Below are 17,076 nucleotides of genomic sequence, written 5' to 3'. Positions count from 1 at the left end.
CCGAAGAACCCGGCAGCGACCCGTGCATTGTCGATCACAGCAGCGAGGCAGGCCTCGGCCGGTTCATGGGCTGCCCGACGGATCGGTCGATGCTTGAGCGGAACCCGGGGCCCGCTTGCGGGTGAGCGTCAATGCAGGCGGCTGCGACAGCGTTTGGTACACCACGCAATACCTTTCCGTCAGCCGCAGGAGCGTGGCGAGTTGCTCCTCGGATGCGTCCGTGTCGAGCGTGAACTGCAGCCGAATGTGCTGAAATCCCACGGGAACCTCCTTCGACAGACCCAAGGTCCCCCGGAAATCGAGATCGCCCTCAGCCCGCAGCGATGCGTCTCGCAACACGATGCCAAGCGCCGTCGCCACGGCGTTCAGCGTAACGCCCGCGCACGCCACCAGCGCCTCGAGCAACATGTCACCAGAACAGGCGGCCTGCCCGCTTCCCCCCGTGGCCGGATGCAGTCCGGCAACCACCAGTGCCTTGCCCGTTTCGATCCTGCAACTGAGGCCTTCACCGACGCGTCCTTCCGCATGCAGCGTGATCAGCGCCGCCTCCGGGGTTTCACGGTAGCGCTCCTTCAGCGGAGCTTGCACAGACCGCAGATCGTCAGCATTCATGGTGGAAGCTCCTCGAGATCGCCGTATGCCGCCCGCTGCTTGAGCGGTCTGCCAGACACCGCACCATCGGCTTGCTTGCCTTGGCGAGCAACAGCATACCGCGCCCCGGGGACTGCTCGCCCCACGAAGACGCTCCTAGTTTGCTACTTCGACCTTGCGGCGCCGGTACTGCCAAGCGGCTGCGCCAACGGGCGCGACGACCAGGAACAGGCACAACGCATTGGAGGGCGAGACGTCCCCTTGAATTGCGTCCCGGGCCCAGATCACCGGGTGAGCTGGGAAGAAGGCGAGGATGACCAATGACGGAACATGTGCGTGCGGCGGCTGCAGGACAAGCGACAAAGCGGTTGCCAGAAGGCTGGCCAGCAAATACCAAAGTAGCAGCTTCAGGGCGACCTTCACGTGCGGCCTGACGTTTGACATGAACGGCTGCCCGAGGCGCGAAGTCGCCTTTGCAGCGTCCGCTCGATGGAAGGGTCAGGCACTTGATTCCGGGGCGCTGAACACGAGCGTACGGGTGTGGCGACGGTCGTTGCCGAGAGCCAGACCAAACCGCGAATAGAGCTCATTTGCCGCCGCATCATCTTGGCCAGCCTCGACGTGAAGCGCCAATACGCCGCGTTCGCGACACTCGGCGAGGACGCGCTGCAACGCTGCCGCACCTGCGCCCTGGCGCCGATAGCCTGGGCGAACAAAGAGATCGTCGATGAATGCATCCATGCCGCCGTACTCCATGCTGAAGCGTGTTGTCAGCACGGCGTGCCCCACAACGGCGTCGCCGTGCAAGACAAGCCACGCACTGCCTAGCGACGGATCTCCGATGAGCGTGTTGAAGCTACGCTCAGCCCACTTTCGATCGAGCGTGTAACCGGATTCGGCATAGAACGCCTCCATGAGACTCACGAGTTCTGCAACGTCGTCAGTCTGCGCTCGCCTCGCGGTGTACGGACCTGGTACTTCAGTGGCAGGGGACATGAAAGCGCCTAGCGTTCGACAGGAGCGTCGGCTGGAAGCGTGCACAGCTCGGTGAAACACGTGCGCTCGATGGCAGGGTCAGGCCGTTGCGTCATTCGAACACCGGGCGAAAGAAGGTGCGCTCGTAGCTGAGGAAGCACCGAGTCTCTTCTGCGTACTTGAACGCAGCCTGGCACCCAGGATCGTCGAAGGACTTCGTTCTGTACTCCTCGTAGGCCGCGAGTGACGGGAACGAGAACGACGCAAGCGCGATGTTGCTGGCCCCCTCCGAAGGAAGCATGTACCCGTGGTGTAGCCCGCCGAACTTCCTGACCAGTTGGATCCAGACCTTACCGTACTGCTCGAACTCCCTGATCTTGGTCGGGTCGAGGACATACCGAAGATGGCAAGTGATCATCTGACAGGACTCCTGGCTGGAGCGATGGATATTACCGGAGCACTGAGACAGTCCACGCTGTCATTACCAACCTAGCCGGAAGCCCAGCAAACTCGCAACGACACTCAACGCCATCCCCGCCACCCACGCAATGGGCAGCGATCCGACAGCCAGAGCCATCTCCGAAGCCTCATATCGGAAGGCGAGAGCCGAGGTGATCAGAATAACGATCAGGCCGAACAAAAAGATCTTCCACCAGGACTCCAGGGCAAACAGAGACAGCCCTGCGAGAAGCGCAAGGTTTACCAGTTGAATGAGTGTGATCTTTGCGAAGCGCATCTGATTGTTGCCCGATCTCTACTTTACGGCACCGGCCAAACACTCCCCGACCTGCTTGGCCGCACCAGCAGCCGCACATGCTACGAGCCACACCGGCCGGCCGCTGACCGCCGAAGGACGGGCAGCCCACGCCAATGCGCGCGCGGCCTGGTGCAAGCAGGTTCACAAGCAACCGCTGAACGAAGACCAGAACGCCAAACTTCATCCGGTGGGCAGATTTCAGAGCGCCATTCAAACGCTCCCACCCATACACCTTCACAACAAACCAAACTCTGCAGACGCGCGAGCGTTGGCATGAGTTTTCCCCGAAGGCTTGACGTTTGACCTGAGCGGCGGCACAAAGGCGAAGGCTGCCGGACGTCCGCTCGATGGATGGGCTGGGCTGACTTTCAAGCTGCAGCTGAACCTCGGCGCCGAGCTACATCTTCCGTTGGAGGACGCGATACACACCCTCCCGAAGTTCTCCCATGAAGATGGCCTCGTCCCTCCGAATTCCAAGAGCGCATCCGGTCTCGCAGTACTCACCATTCCGGCTTCGATGGAGTTCCTGGTGAACAACACTCGCATGGGTCCTCCCCGAAAGCCTAGCGTACGTTCGATGGATGAGTTAGGCGCGATCACGCGAGCACTCATGTGGCCCACAACTCGACAGAGAGGAGCAAGAGGATGCATAGGACCGCCGGCACCGAGAGCATCAGCGTTCGACGACGGTTCTTGGCGTGGAGGAGCGCCAAGCCAACCAGAGCGAATGCAATCAGCGAGAGGCCTAACCCAAAGATCATGGCCCCGATTCCCGCAGTCGTGCCCTCACTGAGGCCGGGGCCGATGTTAGGTCGCGGCGTTGTTGGAAGTTTCGCAGCATGCTGCATTCCGCTCACGAGCACCACGACAGCAAATGCACCGAACGCCGCACCTAGCCAACCAAGAACGTTCGAGAGCCAGTGAGACTTTCGGCGAATAGCGACCTCACGAAGCGCTGGAGCTTCAGAGGCCTTTCGTTCGTTGAATCGAGCGCGGTACATGAGCCCAAGCCCTAACGTTTGACATGGACGGTGGCGCCAAAGGGGCGAAGCCGCTTTGGTGAAATCCGCTCGATGGACGGGTTAGGCGTCACGCCCGTCCCGCAGGATCCCGACCCCAAGGACAGCTACGCCGACACCAATGGACAGTCCAATGAGACCACCGACGATCGCGCCAGCATTTGGACCAAAGACTTCAGCGACTAGCAGCGACAAGCCGCAAATCACTTTGCAGGACAAGCCGGCGGCCGACGCCGGGTCCCACAGGAGCGTGGCCAAGCCAGCCAAAATCGCGCCGAGTCCCAGCACAAGGGCAAACAGTCCCAAAAGCCGAGTTTCCCGTCGCATTCGCGTCCCTAGACAAGATGGCTTCGCGAACACGGTTGGCCCGATTCCCGCGATGCCGTAGGTTGCGAACCGGAGGGCCACCGAGCTACACCAAGGCACCCGGCAGACGGGCTGCCGGGGCGTTGCAATTTTGCGAGGAGACGGGCCATGAATGAATCTAGCATCTTGTTTGTCGGGCTGGACGTTCACAAGGACAGCATCGATATTGCCACCGCCGACGCCCCCCCAGGGAAGGGGAAGTGCGGCATGTAGGCACCACCGCAGGCGACCTCGCCTCGCTCGACAAGGCCTCGCGCCGCCTGGTCAGCCGGGGCCACCCGCTGCACATCGTCTACGAAGCCGGCCCCTGTGGCTTCGTCATCTGGCGCCACCTCACCGCACAGGGCCTGCACTGCGACGTCGTCGCGCCGTCCTCAATCGCCCGGCCCTCGGGTGACCGCATCAAGACGGATCGGCGTGACGCCATGCTGCTGGCCCGCCTGGCTGTTCCGGTGACCTCACCACCGTGCGGGTTCCCGACGGCGCCTGGGTTAGGCCACGCAGAAGGAGCAGGTGGCGTTACCAAACTTTCCACCATGGCCTTGGTGCCTCCTGAGCAATGCCCGGATAGACGACACGCTCGGACTGCGGATCGTAGAACGCAAGCCCATGCTTTGTCGCAAGACTGGAGACGAGGGAGCCGACGTAGTCAGCCTTCGACCATACGCAACACATGATGATGTGGCCATCCGACTGATCAAACGCGATGCTCCAGGGGCACAGTTCAGCATCGTCGACTTGATCTTCAGGTAAGTCATCGATCTCCGGATGCTTTGCAGTCAGCTCTGCGTAGAACGCGGCGATGCCCGGGTGTGCGGCAACACCGGACGTGTCGCCCTCGCAGAGGCGTGCGTGCAACCTGCCTGCTTCTACAGAAGTAAGGGGTGTGTTTGTGTGCCAGACGGAGTAGTCGCAACTCATGAGGGCTCTCTTGGCTAAGGTGGCCTAACGTTTGAGATGAGAGGCAAACAACGGCGGCTGTGCGTTGGCAAAATCAGTAAAGCTTGACCCGCCGTTGTTCGTCCTCTCGATTGAAAGGTTAGGCTGCTGCCTGAGTGGCCTCGGCATTTGTTTTTGCCTTCACCTGAACTTACTTGAGCTCATCGGGTTTGAGCTCAGGGTGAATCGAGTACAGCGGATTCATGACCTCCAAGAACATGGTTCCCATGAGCTGACCGACCACTCCTCTGTACTCATCGAACTCACTTGCTTCGCATGTATCTCGGGCCAGGACTACGGATTGATTGAGTTTGGAGCCGATCTCGAGCATGAGATCGCTGATCTGTTTCGCCGTTTCCTTGTTCTTAATCATTCAGTTGTGCCCGCGGTAGTGAGTTGATAAGAATTGCGAATTGCCTTCAAACTTCAGGATGTGCGGCGATGCGCATTTCAGTCGCCTAACGTTTGACATGAGCGACGCCCGCCGGAAGCTGTCCGCTCGATGGATGGGTTAGGCGGCGAGCAAAGGAACACTAACGATGCCTCAAAAGGGAGCAATGACTATGGCGCCAGTACTTGGCGTGACGGCCACAGAATACTTGCCATTCTGGAACACCCAGCTTGGACCAGGCAACTCTGACCATTGGGGTGCCGCCAGAACCGTGCGAATCTGCTCCACAGAAGCAACCGGTTTTCCGGGTTGCCCCACAAGCATGCCGCCACCTTTGCTTTGACCCACCCACTCAATTGGACAGTTGCTTAGGCTCGCGGCCTTGCAGATGCGGTTGGCTAAAGTGGAGACATTGACCTTTTCTTCAATAGAGAGTCTCGCCGTGGACTTTGATCGGATGACGAGGATTGCTGCGGCCACTACGAGCGCAAAGCCGAGTAGTACGAGAACAGATTGTGCTTTGGACGGGAGTGGGGATCTCATCTCGACGTCTAACGTTTGACTGAAGCGGACCGCCGTAGGCGGATCCGGTTGAAGGAAGGTTTAGGCGGCACCGTTGCCAGAAGCATGTCCGCTACCATCGCGAGCAGAGCGAGATTGCGGAAAGAAGTGAGGAACTTCATCGAGAGGTGATTCTGACGCCTAACGTTTGACATGAGCGGCGTCTTGACGACCGCGAAGCGGTTGGCAAGACGTCCGTTCGATGGAGCTCTCCTCTTGATTCACGCAAACTCAGCCTGATTGTTTCGGCCCAGCGAGGTTGGCCACAAAGCCCATCAACCAAAAAGCAGGAGTCGCAATCAAAGGAAAAGCGACACCCCAGATCGTCGTATCGGTCGTCTTCGCGCAAAGGCCGAGATACGTGCAGCCCACGTGAAGAAAACCCGCGCCGAAAGACAGCGAAATTGCAAGCGCGATGGCGACCACGGCTAGGACAACGAGATGCGCCAATCGGAACGGCTGTTGCATGCGCCACCCAAACAAGCCAGAAAGCACAAAACCAATCGCCGATGCTGCTACGCCGATGTCGTTCATGTCTACCATCGAGCGTGCGTCCTACCGGTTGACATGAGCGGCGCTGCCAAAGTGGCGAAACCACTCTGCCGATGACCGCTTGAGTACGCGTTAGGCATCATCGCTCTCCGCCTTACAGATCACGAGATGGGGTGATGAACCGTCGAACTCCTTCATACGATCTCCAAGGTGGACATGGTCGTATACATCACCCATGCGCTCCATCTCGTCAGCACAAACAGCAAAGAACTCGGCCATGCGCCTAAGCTCATGCGGTGTTGCGCACAACGTGATCTCTGCGAGGCCCTTCGACGAGACGGGCGCATCATCTGGTTCTTCCTTTCGATAGCCGTAGATCTTCATCGAGCGCCTAACGTTTGAGCTGAGCGGCCGGAACCGGTGTGGCGCTTGGGCCGCGAGGCGCAGCATAAGCCAACCCCGCTCGCGGCTCTACGACACAGGACCGACGTCCATGCCGTCATACGAGATCCCTTCGTGAACGGCCGCGAGCGCTTCAAGCTCCGAGTTTCGATCGAACAGCGACTGCGGAGTGTGATGTTCGATCAGTTCGACATGGAGAACGTACGAAAATTCGTCATCGGTAAGCTCCAGCCGCACAACGGTGTACCCCAACCGCTCAAGTTCCTCAGCCAGCAATTCAAGTGGCTCGCTGGTTTCACCGAAGAAGAAGTAGCCCCAAAGTAGACGAGCACTGACGTCCACCTGCGGAGCCGATCGCATGTTCTCGAACAGGTCGTGCAGCGATTGAAGGCTGATCATCGCGGACTGAAGCCTAACGTTTGACATGAGCGGCGGGACGCGGTGGGCGAAGCCCGCCGTGGCACGTCCGCTCGATGGATGGGTTAGAGCGCATTCTTGCCTCTGGCCAGCATGAGACCGATCAGCTTGATGAGCCACGCGACGGTGCCGACGAGCAAGCCAAGCACGAGGAGGCCAAGAATGAGAATCTCTTTGAACCAGAGAGCCACGAACCCCGACACATCAAGTGGCTTCGCAGTTGGATAGGAATAGGTGACCGAGTAGTACATGAGACCTACCATGAGAAGCAACGCGCCTATGCACAGTAGGAGCTTCACTTCAAGCGGTGGCTCCCTTTTCTTGTGTTCGCTCGACTTGCTCATGTATGGCGTCTCTCAGGTGTTTTGGCTGGATGGCGGGGTTGACTCACCAACGAACTCCATCTCGCGTGGCTCAATTGCGACTGAATGAGAACTGCATGTGCCTTCCGCTTCGTTTGGCCATGACTTTCGAACCCAGGGCTGGCCGTATTCGTCGATTTCCTCGACTACGAAGACTTCGCCAATCATCGACTGAACATTTTCCTTCTCGTCCACGGGCAGCGAATCGAACCATTCTCCCGAAAGACTTAAAACTCGAACACGAGAACCAACTCGGACGAGTGTTCCGTTCTTGTCTACAGGCCGGCGAGGTGGGCTATTCATGCGCTCTAACGTTTGACATGAGCGGCGGCACAAAGCCGAAGGCTTTGGGACGTCCGCTCGAGGGATGGGTTAGGCATTTCTACGCAGCCAGTTTTCTAGCGAACGAAACACCCTTCCTACAGCCGCACAAATTGCTCTCGCGTCAGAGGCAAATGACACACCAAAGACTGGCCTGCGTATAGCTTCAACAAGGAGATCCGGTGGAAGATCGTCACATTGGGCATGCTCCTTCGCAGCGACAAGGCGCATCAGGATTGGACGCTCACTTCCCTTGTACCGAATGCAGCCCATGTCAGCTACTCGGAAAGCAGCGAGCATCCGATCTAGGTCTTCTGGCGTACTGGGCTGCCTACAAACGATGCACTGCTCATTTCCATCGCTTGACCACGCAAACATGTCCGGGGCGACGGTGAACGGAACTGCACAGGTTAGGCAGCACCCATCTTCAACGTAGAAGTCACCCGGTGCATTCTCCTTGTGTGCCAAGAACGTTTTCATTTCTGCGACGGCCTAACGTTTGACATGGTCTGAGGGACGCAGCGGGCGAAGCCGGCTGTGGGATGTTCACTCGATGGATGGGTTAGGCCGGCGGCACGCACAAATGGCAGTTTGGCAATTTTCTTATGTCCGCAACGGGGCTGTCCACGGAAAGCCGCGAATGAATGAAGCTGGACACTCATGGATTGAGAAGCGCTTGGACCCAGTCATCCCACTCTGAAACGCCCAGATCGTCCTCGGCAACGCCGGGATGATTCGCCACCCACCAAGCCTTAATCTCAAGGTAGTCATGCTCAGTCACCGAGAAGGGTCGCCAACTTCCCATTCGGCCGTCTTGGTCGCATGGATCATTGCCACCTGCGAAGAATTCGTTGAGAAAAGTACGAGGAGGAAAGACCTTCGAGCCTCCGACGACGCCAAAGATGCCGTAGCGAACTTCTTCATTGGCAGCAAGGACTTCCTTTGCGGCTAACACCGTTTTCGACATGCTCTTCCTCACAGCCTAACGTTCTACATGAGCGGCGGGACGCAGCAAGCGAAGCTTGCTGTGGCACGTCCGCTCGATGGAAGGGTTAGGCATCGCTGGCCGACTGGAATGCCCGCTGATCGATCAAAGACAGATGGCTTTCCTTGAGAGCACGGATCTGAGGCATGTTGTCCAGGAGGGCGAAATCCTCGGCCAATGCCTTAAAGCGGCTGCCATGCTGGGACGCAATGCAGTTGTAGAACAGCAAGAGCGTCTCTTGGTCTGACAACTGAGCTCGAATAAGCCTGATGTAAGGTCCATCCACGAAGGGCGCCTCTTTGACGTACCGGACAATGTTGTACAGATACCGGAAGTAGTGGCCGAGTTCAACTTGATGGACTTTCCAGAAGATCTGATACGAACGTTTGAGTACTCTTTCATCGGTGTACTTGCCGTTTTCTTTGCTCGCCTGCTCTCGATAGATCTTGTTGAATCGAGTGTAGAAGACGCTGAAACAATCACGTCCTCTGGTTATTCGGTTGTGCTCATCCACCAAATCAATGGCATTTACCAGAGATGTGTGTACAGCAAGCATTTGGAAGAATGTTGCCTCAAAGTTCTGACGCTGCATGCTCTTGTTTTGTTCGTGCAGCGCATCGGCCGATCGCCTCATCTCGACACGAGACTCCCGTAGCTCAGTCTGCTGAAGAACGATGGTGATCAGCACGCCGGTAAAGGTGAGAAGCGTGAACAGGGGGTTCAGCACTCCGCCAAAAAAGTCACCCCACTCGCCGAAGGAACTCTTGCCGATAGCAAAGAGGTTAGCAACGAGCACGACTGCCAAGGTGGCGACAGCTACTTGAAAGAGCCGATAGAGCGACCGTATGGAATTTCGCCTGCGTGGCGCTACTAGGCTTCGGAAGGCACGGTATAGCTTTTGGCTTGGAGTCATGGTGACGGTGGTGGTGACCACTATGCCTAACGTTTGATATGAGCGGCGACTTGACGACCGCGAAGCGGTTGGCAAGACGTCAGCTCGATGGATGAGTTAGGCCGTGTTGCCACGCCGACCTGCCCTTCTTGCCTCTTCTGCTTTTACTGATCCACGCGTAGTGCTGACCATTGCGCCGAAGTCCTTTGAAGTCGCGATGTTCCTCGACACCACACGGGCCGTGGATGCATTCAGCAGAGAGTTGCGCCTCAGTGGCTCAGGGAAACTCCGAGCGTCAACCTTGATGTACGCGACCACCTGACCAAAGTAGAAGCGGTATGCATTGACACCATGCCACCGCTCTCTATGGGGATTAAGGAGTGGTGGCGTGACAAGCCCGATTCCCTCGTCGTCCCGCCATTTCGAAAGAATCGCATCAAAGACCCCGAATGACGAGGCCGCAACATCAAACGCAATCTGCTTGGCGGCATCTTCGTGAGGACCAAGTTTCACCCCGCCATAGAAGTCTTGCGACGACACGGAGGCGCGCCACAAGACGGCTATCAGGAACTGAAGTAAGCGATGATTGGCGATTTCAGTAGCTTCAAAGCCGACCGTTCTGCCAAGGCCGCTTTTGGGCAGAAATAGTTGCCCAAACCTCTTCAGTAGAACATCGATTCCATAGGAATCTGTCGCGCCTAATGCTTCCTCGCAACGTAGACAAAGAATTCCGGTGTCGTAGATCCCAATAGGCGATCTCTTGGGCGCCTCCCTTCCTGCCCCAGAGATGATCAGCGGCATGTCGCTACCATCCCTATGCTCCCGGAAGAACGCCTCTGGAATTACATGCGCCTTAACCAGCTTTTCGGCCGATCCGCAGCATCGACAGTGAAGCATATGACGAGGCCTAACGTTTGACATGAGCGGCGGCTTGACGACCGCGAAGCGGTTGGCAAGACGTCCGCTCGATGGAAGGGTTAGGCATTTTGACGGAGCGGAATTTCGAGGACGATTTCGTTGCCATCGACTTCGCCCGTATGCTGAAAACCGAGACCAAGGTAGAACGGCTCAGGGCACCCTGGGCCTGGAACGTACGACAGCTTGAGCCTCTTGAACAGGCCTTTGCTTCGCACATGCTCTATGACATGAAGCAATGCAACCTTCCCGATGCCTCGACCTTGGAACTTGGCGTCGATCATGAAGCGCCACACGCCCACTTTCGGAGTGTCGGGCTGCGGCGAGCGCAGCGATTCGTCCTCGAGCATGACGAAGCCGACTGGCTCTTCGCCGAGATAGATCGCGCGATACCAAGCCTCTGGCGAGAACAGCGCTTGAGACAGTGAGATCGCGTTCGGTGCAACGAAGCCCTTCTGGCTCTCGGAGACTGACAGACCTGTGATTGCACGCACAGTCTCGGCCGTGATTGGTCGAAGAGAGATGAGATTGGCGTCGATTGGCATGTGCGGCCTAACGTTTGACATGAGCGGCGGCACAAAGCCGAAGGCTTTGGGACGTCCGCTCGATGGATGGGTTAGGTCGCACTTTGTGACAGCCGAAGTTCCATGAACAAACTGTGCGGATCTTCTTTGTAGCTGGCGAACGGCCCTGACTCCTGGAAGCCTGCACTCCTGTACAACTGCTGCGCTGGCAAGAACGCGGGATGCGTTCCTGTTTCCAGGCTAAGCAATTTATAGCCGCGCTGTTTCGCGATTTCGATGATTCGATTGAGTACTGCACGGCCTGCTCCGCGGCCTCGAAGTTTCGCCGGCGTGCGCATGGATTTGATTTCACCGTGAGCACCGGTCAACTCCTTCAGTGCGCCACATGCGAGCAGCATGTCGTCGTCCCAGACCGTCCAGAAGGTGATGTCTGGAGACTTCAGTTTCGACAGATCAAGGGCGAACACTTGTTCTGGCGGGCTCAACTCGTACATGTTCGCAAGGTGCTCGCTCAGGAGGTCATGCACTGCTGAGCGCGAAAGATCGTCGACTTCGATTCGCATGATGCGGTGATGCGGTGATGCGGTGATGCGGTGATGCGGTGATGCGGTGATGCGGTGATGCGGTGATGATTTTGTGAGGCCTAACGTTTGACATGAGCGGCGGCACAAAGCCGTAGGCTTTGGGACGTCCGCTCGATGGATGGGTTAGGCCCAGCGCGAACGCCGCGAAGCATTGCTGTGAACACACTCATTGCATTATTCCAAGCAGAAGCAGCGTGAAGCAGCCGAGGCCCTCCGCTTTGCGAGGCTGCGCCACCTCATGCGGACTGAGTGCCAGAAGCGGCTGCACGTGCAGCCGGGCGAGCCACAGCGCCGATACCAGCGCAACGACTCCAGCAACAGGCAAAGCTGAACGCAAATGGATCCCAAGAAACCCAGCTGCGGTGAACAGCAGCGCTGCAATGACCAGTAGAGCCCCGCCTCGAGAACTCGGCGCATAGCTCAACCCGGCGCAATGCCGGCACTCCGTCGGAAGAATGCGCCAGGAGAGCCACTTCGACCTAAACGACACGATCTTCTGCTTGCAATGCGGACACTGGTACATAGGAGCCTAACGTTTGACATGAGCGGCGGCACAAAGCCGAAGGCTTTGGGACGTCCGCTCGATGGATGGGTTAGGCGGAGCGCTCAGAACGAGCGGAGCTTTAAGACATGTCGGAACACCGGATGAATCTCCCAAGAATAGCCTTGATCTAGATTAACTCGCGAGTCGAGAAGATCAGGCTGATCGGCATAGGTGGCATGCTCATAACTTCCGTCCGGCCTGTCAAGGCGTGCCGATAGGAATCCGATCTCGAATAGGAAATGGGCAACCTCCCTCGGTTGGACGGGATGCGTGTAGCCAGATATTTTCGGATGCACTTGCTGTAGCACGCTGTCCCGAAAGAGTTTTAGAAGTTCATCAGTAGTGTACCGCTCACGCTGATTGGCGAAAGCCGTCAATAACTCGGGAAGCTCAGCACAATGGGACTTGAACTCGACGATCGTATCGTCGTATCGATTCTTGCTGAAGCTAGCCAAGACATCTTTTATGTCGTCCCAGTTGATTTTAGAACCGCCGCGCTTGTTTGTGCGCTTGGCCGATTCCTTGATTAGCTCAATAAGCCAACGTGGGCGATGTCGAGAAAGCGTGTAAAGAACCACAGTTGCCGGCCGCCACGAGTCCCTCCCCCAAGGCATCGGTGTCTCGAAAAGGAGTTTGTTCAGCGCCTCGACCCTTCGTGCATCCATTGGAAGCGTCCGCGATATACGCGACCATTCCCCTGACCGGTGCAAATAACCTTCTACTCGCCGGGAAACCATCAGCTCACAATCTTGGAGCGTCCAACTCAGAGGCAGAACGCTTTCCCTGAAATGCGAAACGCCTTCGTAGTTCCGCCGGAGTATTTGCCAAACGTTCGGACGAATCGTGAATCGAATTCGCACTTCGGGCGTCTTCACCATCAAATCCTTCACCGCGGCGAGGAACGAAGAAAGCTTTACTCGATAGTGATCATTGTTTGCATAGTTGTGATCGATGTCATCGACCAAAAGCCACACCTTGTCGTTGGACGAAAGCCAACGTTGAAGTATTCTTTCCGCGCTGGCCAAGGCCGGCTTTTCTTGTAAGATAGGATTATCTTTGATTTTTATCCTATCCAACACATAGCCAAAAATCGAGCGCTGCCTAAATCCCTCGCGCTCCGCTTCTTCTACCAACGTGGTAGCGTCATCTGTCAGCGCAATCTTTATGGTTGCGCCGATTTCCCGCGCCAGAAGTGCGAATATTGATTGCTTCCAGGCCCTTATCCATTCGTCTTCGTTTAGCGAGGACAGCGGAGGAGCGATTGAGGATCCTGTAACACGAATCACAAGAGGCTGCGACGGACGATCTTTAAGTTTCTGTTCGGCGAGACGAAGCAGCGCAGATTTCCCTTCGCCCTTGTAAGCACTGACAATGCGAACGGCATGGCGGTCATCCAGAAACTCAACGACTTCTGGTCGCTGCATCGCGTAGCTGAAAAAGAGTGATGCATCTTCGAGGTCAGCAGCCTCACTCCCGAAGAGAGTTGGGTCATCGAACTTGAACATTGCCATGTATTGCGCCCCCATGAACGTGCGTCTGGTGCCTACTCTGCCCCTGCATCGCAATAGTGCCACGACACCTAACGTTTGACATGAGCGGCGGCTGTAGGCGGGCAAATCCCGCCGGAAGCTGTCCGCTCGATGGATGGGTTAGGCTGCATGACCGGGTGCCAAGTGTTCTAGCCAAATAAAGTTATGACCTCTGTATGACCCACACCAGGACCAGCCAGGGCGGCAGACCCAAGAGCAAGCCAGTGACAAGAAGCCATCTCTTTACTGGCCCCGACTTAGCTTGAGATATCCCGTGAGCGAACAGCCCAGTTGTCGCTAGCGAAATGCAACCAAGCACGCTGAAGAGAAGGCCTCGCAAGCCGACAGCCTCACCTGCGTTCACCAGCTCGAACAACTCATGGCCTGAGTGCAGGAGTCCACCGACAGATGCCAGCCCGCCTACGACACACCAGATGCTAAAGATGAATCGAGTCATCAGGATCTTTTGCATTTGATAACCGAACGACGGCTACACGCGTCGAAGCAGGTCTTAAGGCCTCGGCCTTTCCGGTCGATGGATAGGTTGGGCGGCTGGTCGGCTACGCAAGAGAACGGCATCGATGCCACCGCGCGCTGTTGCTCGCACGGCTCCGTTCGCCAATGACCTCTACGCCCACGACCTTCGACCACGCGACCTCCCCAGGTGCTGTTCACTCAAGGCTACCGAAGCGCCTCTGATGCGCGGGAAATACCACGGCCCTCTCGTTGCCTCCCGCCAGGCTCAGCGGCCAAGCAGAAAAAATGACGAGCCGACCCGCCCCTGCTGCTCTGGCCCTACTCTACGTCACTAACCGAACACACTCCGCAGTCCTGCTTCCAGTGAGCAGCCGCACGTGCTGCGAATCACCGCGGCCGACCGCTGACCGCCGGAGGACGGGCAGCCCACACGAGCTTGCCGACAACCAAACTACCGAGACGATCTCACGCAAGCGCACGAGCCTTCGCATGAAGTATTCGCGCAAGCCTAACGTTTGACATGAGCGGCGGCGCCAAAGTGGCGAAGCCGCTTTGGTGACGTCCGCTCGATGGATGGGTTAGGCCGCTCGAGAGAACACCCAGGCCTTGGCGAAAGCTGAAAATACATTTGGCCTTGAAGCGGAAGATTACGGCTCACGGTGGTGAAAGTCCAGGTACAGCTCCTTGATGGCGGAAGGAACCGCCTTCCAGTAGGGGGCGCATCTCTCGCTTGGAATCTGCCAAAACAGGTTCTCCACGAACGAGACATCGATGCATTGCTTCACGGCTGTTGAGCCGGCTGTGTACGCGCCAGCTATGTATTCAAACAGTGCCTTGTGAGTTTGGTAAGGAATCCCGCGCCGCATTTCATCGTTCAGCGCATCGGCAAGGGCTTCGAACCATGCGTACTCGGCTCCAATATCCAGCATGTCTTCCCATCTCGTCTTGTGGAAGGCATCTGCTCTCACTGAGAGCGCAGGGAATTTCTCCTTGACACTTTGATAGAGGGCGACGACTGGGTCCATTTCGTGCGGCCTAACGTTTGACATGAGCGGCGGCACAAAGCCGAAGGCTTTGGGACGTCCGCTCGATGGATGGGTTAGGCGTCATGTATGGCACCCACCATTTGGCGCTGCTGCGCACGGCTAGGCAAAACCCAAAGGCACCCGACAAGACTCACGAAGAGCACCGCAAAGCCGACAGCGCTGGCGAAGGAAAGTCTCAAGGCCATTTCATCAGAAGTAGCGAGTGCCGAGAACATCACGCCGAGTTCCGAGTGCTGCTGCTGAACAATCCGAAACATCCCGTCGGTCTCCCGCGTGTGTAGTTGATACGGCGCAGCCAAACGACTCACTTGTTCGGCACTTGAAGGTCGGAACGCATCACTTCCTGCAAGTGCATTGAGACTGTAGAACAGGAAAGCTGTCTCCGTGAGAAACAACATATTGATCAGCAATGCCGCCCGAAGGATCCAGCGAACAACGGTGACTCGGCGCGAGGCTTTCATGGCTTGAACATCTGAAGCTTTAAAGGAGAATCTGGCCGCGAGCGAAGCGACACCCCGCTCGCAAACATTCCGCTGACACTTGATTCAGCGCGCAGCCACATCTGCATCGCACCACCTTGGCCGCCCACTGATGGGCAGCCCACAGAGAATATTTCACGCAAGCGCACGAGCATCAGCATGAAGTATTCGCGCGAGCCTAACGTTTGACATGAGCGGCGGCTTGACGACCGCGAAGCGGTTGGCAAGACGTCCGCTCGATGGATGGGTTAGGCATAGCTTAGCCCACGACACGGCACTACCCACGGGGACGAACTCGCTGTTTCGCCGAGGGTGAACGTCCGAGAGCTTCGCGTGACTCGGCCTAGCATGCGATGAATGCGGGCCTCACTTTGCAATACCCAAAACACCGAGAGCCCCCCAACCGACCACAAACATCACAATGGCGCAGCAACCGTAGTACAGAACAAAGAGCACCACCCGCAGTGCGACTGTCGCAGCTCGCATCCGAATGATGGGCAGTCCGCCAACGAACGGCGCAATAGCACCCGGCGCAACAATCAGCTCGCCAGGTAGCTGAGACGAACTTGGAAACAAGCTGATGAAACCGAGGGCGAGAACTAATGCCCAAACCGGAAAGCTCAAGCAGAGTGCGTTCAACGGCGTTTGAAGACGACGGCTCATGATTTCACACTTCCAGATGCGACGAGCGGCGCCGATCCCGATGGAGGTGCCACAGCGCGGCACCGCTGGCCAAGCACCAACTGTTCGCCGCTGCATGTGCGAACAATCTTGAACCCGCGACCTCCACAGGTGCTGCCTCCTTCTTGCTCAGGGCCTACTCTAGGGCAGGGCTCGAACACATGCCTCAGCCATTCTTCCAGCGAGCATCCGCACTTACTTCGTGTCACTGCGGCCGGCCGCTGACCGCCGAAGGACGGGCGGCCCACACGAGCTTGCCAACGGACCAACCAACAAGACGCTCCTGGCCATACGCACGAGCGTTCGCATGAAGTATTCGCGCAAGCCTAACGTTTGACATGAGCGGCGGCGCCAAAGTGGCGAAGCCACTTTGGTGACGTCCGCTCGATGGATGGGTTAGGCGTCATTGGTGTTGACAGTGCCGGTGCTTGAGGGATTCGAGAAGCGCTTGGCCGGGTAGACAAAGTAGTAGAACGCCGCCGCGTTGCTTAGAAGTGTCAGAGGGCCAACTACTGCGGTCACTGAGCCAGGGAAGTCGATACAGAACACTGCCACCACCGAGACGGCCAACAGGATGGCAGCTGCGACACGAAGAACCGGCCGTCTCTGCCCGACTACAAGGTTTGGCAAGCCAACGAGTAGTAGGCCTCCGCCAAGGATGAGCCCAACAAGCAGTGGCAAAGCGAAGTAGCCAAAACTCTTTGGATCAGCGGACAGCGGCTCCCCTACGTAAGCTCCCCCAACCAGTAGACACCTGAATCTGGAGAATGCGGCCTCACAAGGAAGACGAGGACGCGATGAGAAAGAGCAAGTTCAGCGAGAGCCAG

At 57.4% G+C, this 17,076-nt stretch carries 23 protein-coding genes; all 23 read right to left on the bottom strand.

From position 1 onward, the window contains the following. Nucleotides 1–63 precede the first annotated feature (63 nt). The 23 genes from ASC87_RS19100 to ASC87_RS31965 all read right to left on the bottom strand — a co-directional run bounded on the left by ASC87_RS19100 (nt 64) and on the right by ASC87_RS31965 (nt 16,231). Nucleotides 64–612, bottom strand: coding sequence for an OsmC family protein (locus ASC87_RS19100; protein WP_056665732.1), 549 nt, complete (start codon nt 610–612; stop codon nt 64–66). A 135-nt stretch (nt 613–747) separates the two neighbouring features. Next, the gene (locus ASC87_RS19095; RefSeq protein WP_157604141.1) at nt 748–1,014 is read right to left on the bottom strand and encodes a hypothetical protein; all 267 of its coding nucleotides are present in this window, start codon (nt 1,012–1,014) and stop codon (nt 748–750) included. A 75-nt stretch (nt 1,015–1,089) separates the two neighbouring features. Further along, the gene (locus ASC87_RS19090; RefSeq protein ID WP_056665726.1) at nt 1,090–1,506 is read right to left on the bottom strand and encodes a GNAT family N-acetyltransferase; all 417 of its coding nucleotides are present in this window, start codon (nt 1,504–1,506) and stop codon (nt 1,090–1,092) included. Nucleotides 1,507–1,678: 172 nt separating this feature from the next. Continuing rightward, nucleotides 1,679–1,984 (bottom strand): NIPSNAP family protein, encoded by a 306-nt coding sequence (locus ASC87_RS19085; RefSeq protein WP_056665721.1) that lies wholly within the window; start codon nt 1,982–1,984, stop codon nt 1,679–1,681. A 63-nt stretch (nt 1,985–2,047) separates the two neighbouring features. Continuing rightward, a complete protein-coding gene (locus ASC87_RS19080) occupies nt 2,048–2,302 on the bottom strand; it encodes a hypothetical protein (RefSeq protein ID WP_056665718.1) in 255 nt (84 codons plus the stop codon). Nucleotides 2,303–4,227: 1,925 nt separating this feature from the next. Continuing rightward, nucleotides 4,228–4,629, bottom strand: coding sequence for a hypothetical protein (locus ASC87_RS30860; protein WP_082568756.1), 402 nt, complete (start codon nt 4,627–4,629; stop codon nt 4,228–4,230). 169 nt (nt 4,630–4,798) lie between these two features. Continuing rightward, a complete protein-coding gene (locus tag ASC87_RS19070; RefSeq protein ID WP_056665712.1) occupies nt 4,799–5,020 on the bottom strand; it encodes a hypothetical protein in 222 nt (73 codons plus the stop codon). A gap of 171 nt (nt 5,021–5,191) precedes the next feature. Then, nucleotides 5,192–5,581 (bottom strand): hypothetical protein, encoded by a 390-nt coding sequence (locus ASC87_RS31990; RefSeq protein ID WP_157604140.1) that lies wholly within the window; start codon nt 5,579–5,581, stop codon nt 5,192–5,194. 249 nt (nt 5,582–5,830) lie between these two features. Next, a complete protein-coding gene (locus tag ASC87_RS19065) occupies nt 5,831–6,133 on the bottom strand; it encodes a hypothetical protein (protein WP_056665709.1) in 303 nt (100 codons plus the stop codon). Nucleotides 6,134–6,223: 90 nt separating this feature from the next. Continuing rightward, complete coding sequence (locus ASC87_RS31985) at nt 6,224–6,475, bottom strand: hypothetical protein (RefSeq protein ID WP_157604139.1); 252 nt, start codon at nt 6,473–6,475, stop codon at nt 6,224–6,226. Nucleotides 6,476–6,562: 87 nt separating this feature from the next. After that, entirely contained in the window at nt 6,563–6,892 is a 330-nt protein-coding gene (locus tag ASC87_RS19060; protein WP_056665707.1) for a ribonuclease E inhibitor RraB, read from the bottom strand. A gap of 83 nt (nt 6,893–6,975) precedes the next feature. Further along, nucleotides 6,976–7,254 carry a hypothetical protein gene (locus tag ASC87_RS19055; protein WP_157604138.1) on the bottom strand — a complete coding sequence of 93 codons (279 nt, stop codon included), beginning with the start codon at nt 7,252–7,254 and terminating at the stop codon, nt 6,976–6,978. Between the two features lie 12 nt (nt 7,255–7,266). After that, nucleotides 7,267–7,467, bottom strand: coding sequence for a hypothetical protein (locus ASC87_RS33290; RefSeq protein ID WP_235582212.1), 201 nt, complete (start codon nt 7,465–7,467; stop codon nt 7,267–7,269). Between the two features lie 784 nt (nt 7,468–8,251). Next, a complete protein-coding gene (locus ASC87_RS30850) occupies nt 8,252–8,560 on the bottom strand; it encodes a hypothetical protein (RefSeq protein ID WP_082568754.1) in 309 nt (102 codons plus the stop codon). Nucleotides 8,561–8,645: 85 nt separating this feature from the next. After that, entirely contained in the window at nt 8,646–9,512 is an 867-nt protein-coding gene (locus tag ASC87_RS19050; protein ID WP_200954421.1) for a putative phage abortive infection protein, read from the bottom strand. Between the two features lie 75 nt (nt 9,513–9,587). Further along, nucleotides 9,588–10,271 (bottom strand): hypothetical protein, encoded by a 684-nt coding sequence (locus ASC87_RS31980; protein WP_157604137.1) that lies wholly within the window; start codon nt 10,269–10,271, stop codon nt 9,588–9,590. Nucleotides 10,272–10,447: 176 nt separating this feature from the next. Next, nucleotides 10,448–10,930: a GNAT family N-acetyltransferase gene (locus ASC87_RS30845; protein ID WP_200954419.1), complete on the bottom strand. Its 483-nt coding sequence runs from the start codon at nt 10,928–10,930 to the stop codon at nt 10,448–10,450. 71 nt (nt 10,931–11,001) lie between these two features. After that, complete coding sequence (locus tag ASC87_RS19040) at nt 11,002–11,472, bottom strand: GNAT family N-acetyltransferase (RefSeq protein ID WP_056665696.1); 471 nt, start codon at nt 11,470–11,472, stop codon at nt 11,002–11,004. Nucleotides 11,473–12,099: 627 nt separating this feature from the next. Beyond that, nucleotides 12,100–13,548, bottom strand: a complete 1,449-nt coding sequence (locus ASC87_RS32765) for a P-loop ATPase, Sll1717 family (RefSeq protein WP_200954417.1) — start codon at nt 13,546–13,548, stop codon at nt 12,100–12,102. A gap of 1,142 nt (nt 13,549–14,690) precedes the next feature. Then, nucleotides 14,691–15,068: a hypothetical protein gene (locus tag ASC87_RS19035; protein ID WP_056665694.1), complete on the bottom strand. Its 378-nt coding sequence runs from the start codon at nt 15,066–15,068 to the stop codon at nt 14,691–14,693. A gap of 74 nt (nt 15,069–15,142) precedes the next feature. Then, complete coding sequence (locus ASC87_RS31975) at nt 15,143–15,550, bottom strand: hypothetical protein (protein WP_157604136.1); 408 nt, start codon at nt 15,548–15,550, stop codon at nt 15,143–15,145. Further along, the gene (locus ASC87_RS31970) at nt 15,547–15,729 is read right to left on the bottom strand and encodes a hypothetical protein (RefSeq protein WP_157604135.1); all 183 of its coding nucleotides are present in this window, start codon (nt 15,727–15,729) and stop codon (nt 15,547–15,549) included. The genes ASC87_RS31975 and ASC87_RS31970 overlap by 4 nt, the downstream gene beginning before the upstream one ends. Before the next feature lie 205 nt (nt 15,730–15,934). Next, a complete protein-coding gene (locus ASC87_RS31965) occupies nt 15,935–16,231 on the bottom strand; it encodes a hypothetical protein (RefSeq protein ID WP_157604134.1) in 297 nt (98 codons plus the stop codon). Nucleotides 16,232–17,076: the final 845 nt, after the last annotated feature.

The organism is Rhizobacter sp. Root1221 (genome assembly GCF_001425785.1).
In the GTDB taxonomy this organism is placed as follows: domain Bacteria; phylum Pseudomonadota; class Gammaproteobacteria; order Burkholderiales; family Burkholderiaceae_C; genus Rhizobacter.
The sequence above is the reverse complement of the archived record's forward strand: the minus strand, read 5'-3'. Positions and strand labels throughout refer to the sequence as shown.

What these genes read in the sequence shown, in the direction of transcription:
- ASC87_RS19100 (WP_056665732.1), bottom strand. Translation starts at nt 612, where the DNA reads ATGAATGCTGACGATCTGCGGTCTGTGCAAGCTCCGCTGAAGGAGCGC.
- ASC87_RS19090 (WP_056665726.1), bottom strand. Translation starts at nt 1,506, where the DNA reads ATGGAGGCGTTCTATGCCGAATCCGGTTACACGCTCGATCGAAAGTGG.
- ASC87_RS19085 (WP_056665721.1), bottom strand. Translation starts at nt 1,984, where the DNA reads ATGATCACTTGCCATCTTCGGTATGTCCTCGACCCGACCAAGATCAGG.
- ASC87_RS19080 (WP_056665718.1), bottom strand. Translation starts at nt 2,302, where the DNA reads ATGCGCTTCGCAAAGATCACACTCATTCAACTGGTAAACCTTGCGCTT.
- ASC87_RS30860 (WP_082568756.1), bottom strand. Translation starts at nt 4,629, where the DNA reads ATGAGTTGCGACTACTCCGTCTGGCACACAAACACACCCCTTACTTCT.
- ASC87_RS19070 (WP_056665712.1), bottom strand. Translation starts at nt 5,020, where the DNA reads ATGATTAAGAACAAGGAAACGGCGAAACAGATCAGCGATCTCATGCTC.
- ASC87_RS31990 (WP_157604140.1), bottom strand. Translation starts at nt 5,581, where the DNA reads ATGAGATCCCCACTCCCGTCCAAAGCACAATCTGTTCTCGTACTACTC.
- ASC87_RS19065 (WP_056665709.1), bottom strand. Translation starts at nt 6,133, where the DNA reads ATGAACGACATCGGCGTAGCAGCATCGGCGATTGGTTTTGTGCTTTCT.
- ASC87_RS31985 (WP_157604139.1), bottom strand. Translation starts at nt 6,475, where the DNA reads ATGAAGATCTACGGCTATCGAAAGGAAGAACCAGATGATGCGCCCGTC.
- ASC87_RS19060 (WP_056665707.1), bottom strand. Translation starts at nt 6,892, where the DNA reads ATGATCAGCCTTCAATCGCTGCACGACCTGTTCGAGAACATGCGATCG.
- ASC87_RS19055 (WP_157604138.1), bottom strand. Translation starts at nt 7,254, where the DNA reads ATGAGCAAGTCGAGCGAACACAAGAAAAGGGAGCCACCGCTTGAAGTG.
- ASC87_RS30850 (WP_082568754.1), bottom strand. Translation starts at nt 8,560, where the DNA reads ATGTCGAAAACGGTGTTAGCCGCAAAGGAAGTCCTTGCTGCCAATGAA.
- ASC87_RS31980 (WP_157604137.1), bottom strand. Translation starts at nt 10,271, where the DNA reads ATGCCGCTGATCATCTCTGGGGCAGGAAGGGAGGCGCCCAAGAGATCG.
- ASC87_RS30845 (WP_200954419.1), bottom strand. Translation starts at nt 10,930, where the DNA reads ATGCCAATCGACGCCAATCTCATCTCTCTTCGACCAATCACGGCCGAG.
- ASC87_RS19040 (WP_056665696.1), bottom strand. Translation starts at nt 11,472, where the DNA reads ATGCGAATCGAAGTCGACGATCTTTCGCGCTCAGCAGTGCATGACCTC.
- ASC87_RS32765 (WP_200954417.1), bottom strand. Translation starts at nt 13,548, where the DNA reads ATGGCAATGTTCAAGTTCGATGACCCAACTCTCTTCGGGAGTGAGGCT.
- ASC87_RS19035 (WP_056665694.1), bottom strand. Translation starts at nt 15,068, where the DNA reads ATGGACCCAGTCGTCGCCCTCTATCAAAGTGTCAAGGAGAAATTCCCT.
- ASC87_RS31975 (WP_157604136.1), bottom strand. Translation starts at nt 15,550, where the DNA reads ATGAAAGCCTCGCGCCGAGTCACCGTTGTTCGCTGGATCCTTCGGGCG.
- ASC87_RS31970 (WP_157604135.1), bottom strand. Translation starts at nt 15,729, where the DNA reads ATGCTGATGCTCGTGCGCTTGCGTGAAATATTCTCTGTGGGCTGCCCA.
- ASC87_RS31965 (WP_157604134.1), bottom strand. Translation starts at nt 16,231, where the DNA reads ATGAGCCGTCGTCTTCAAACGCCGTTGAACGCACTCTGCTTGAGCTTT.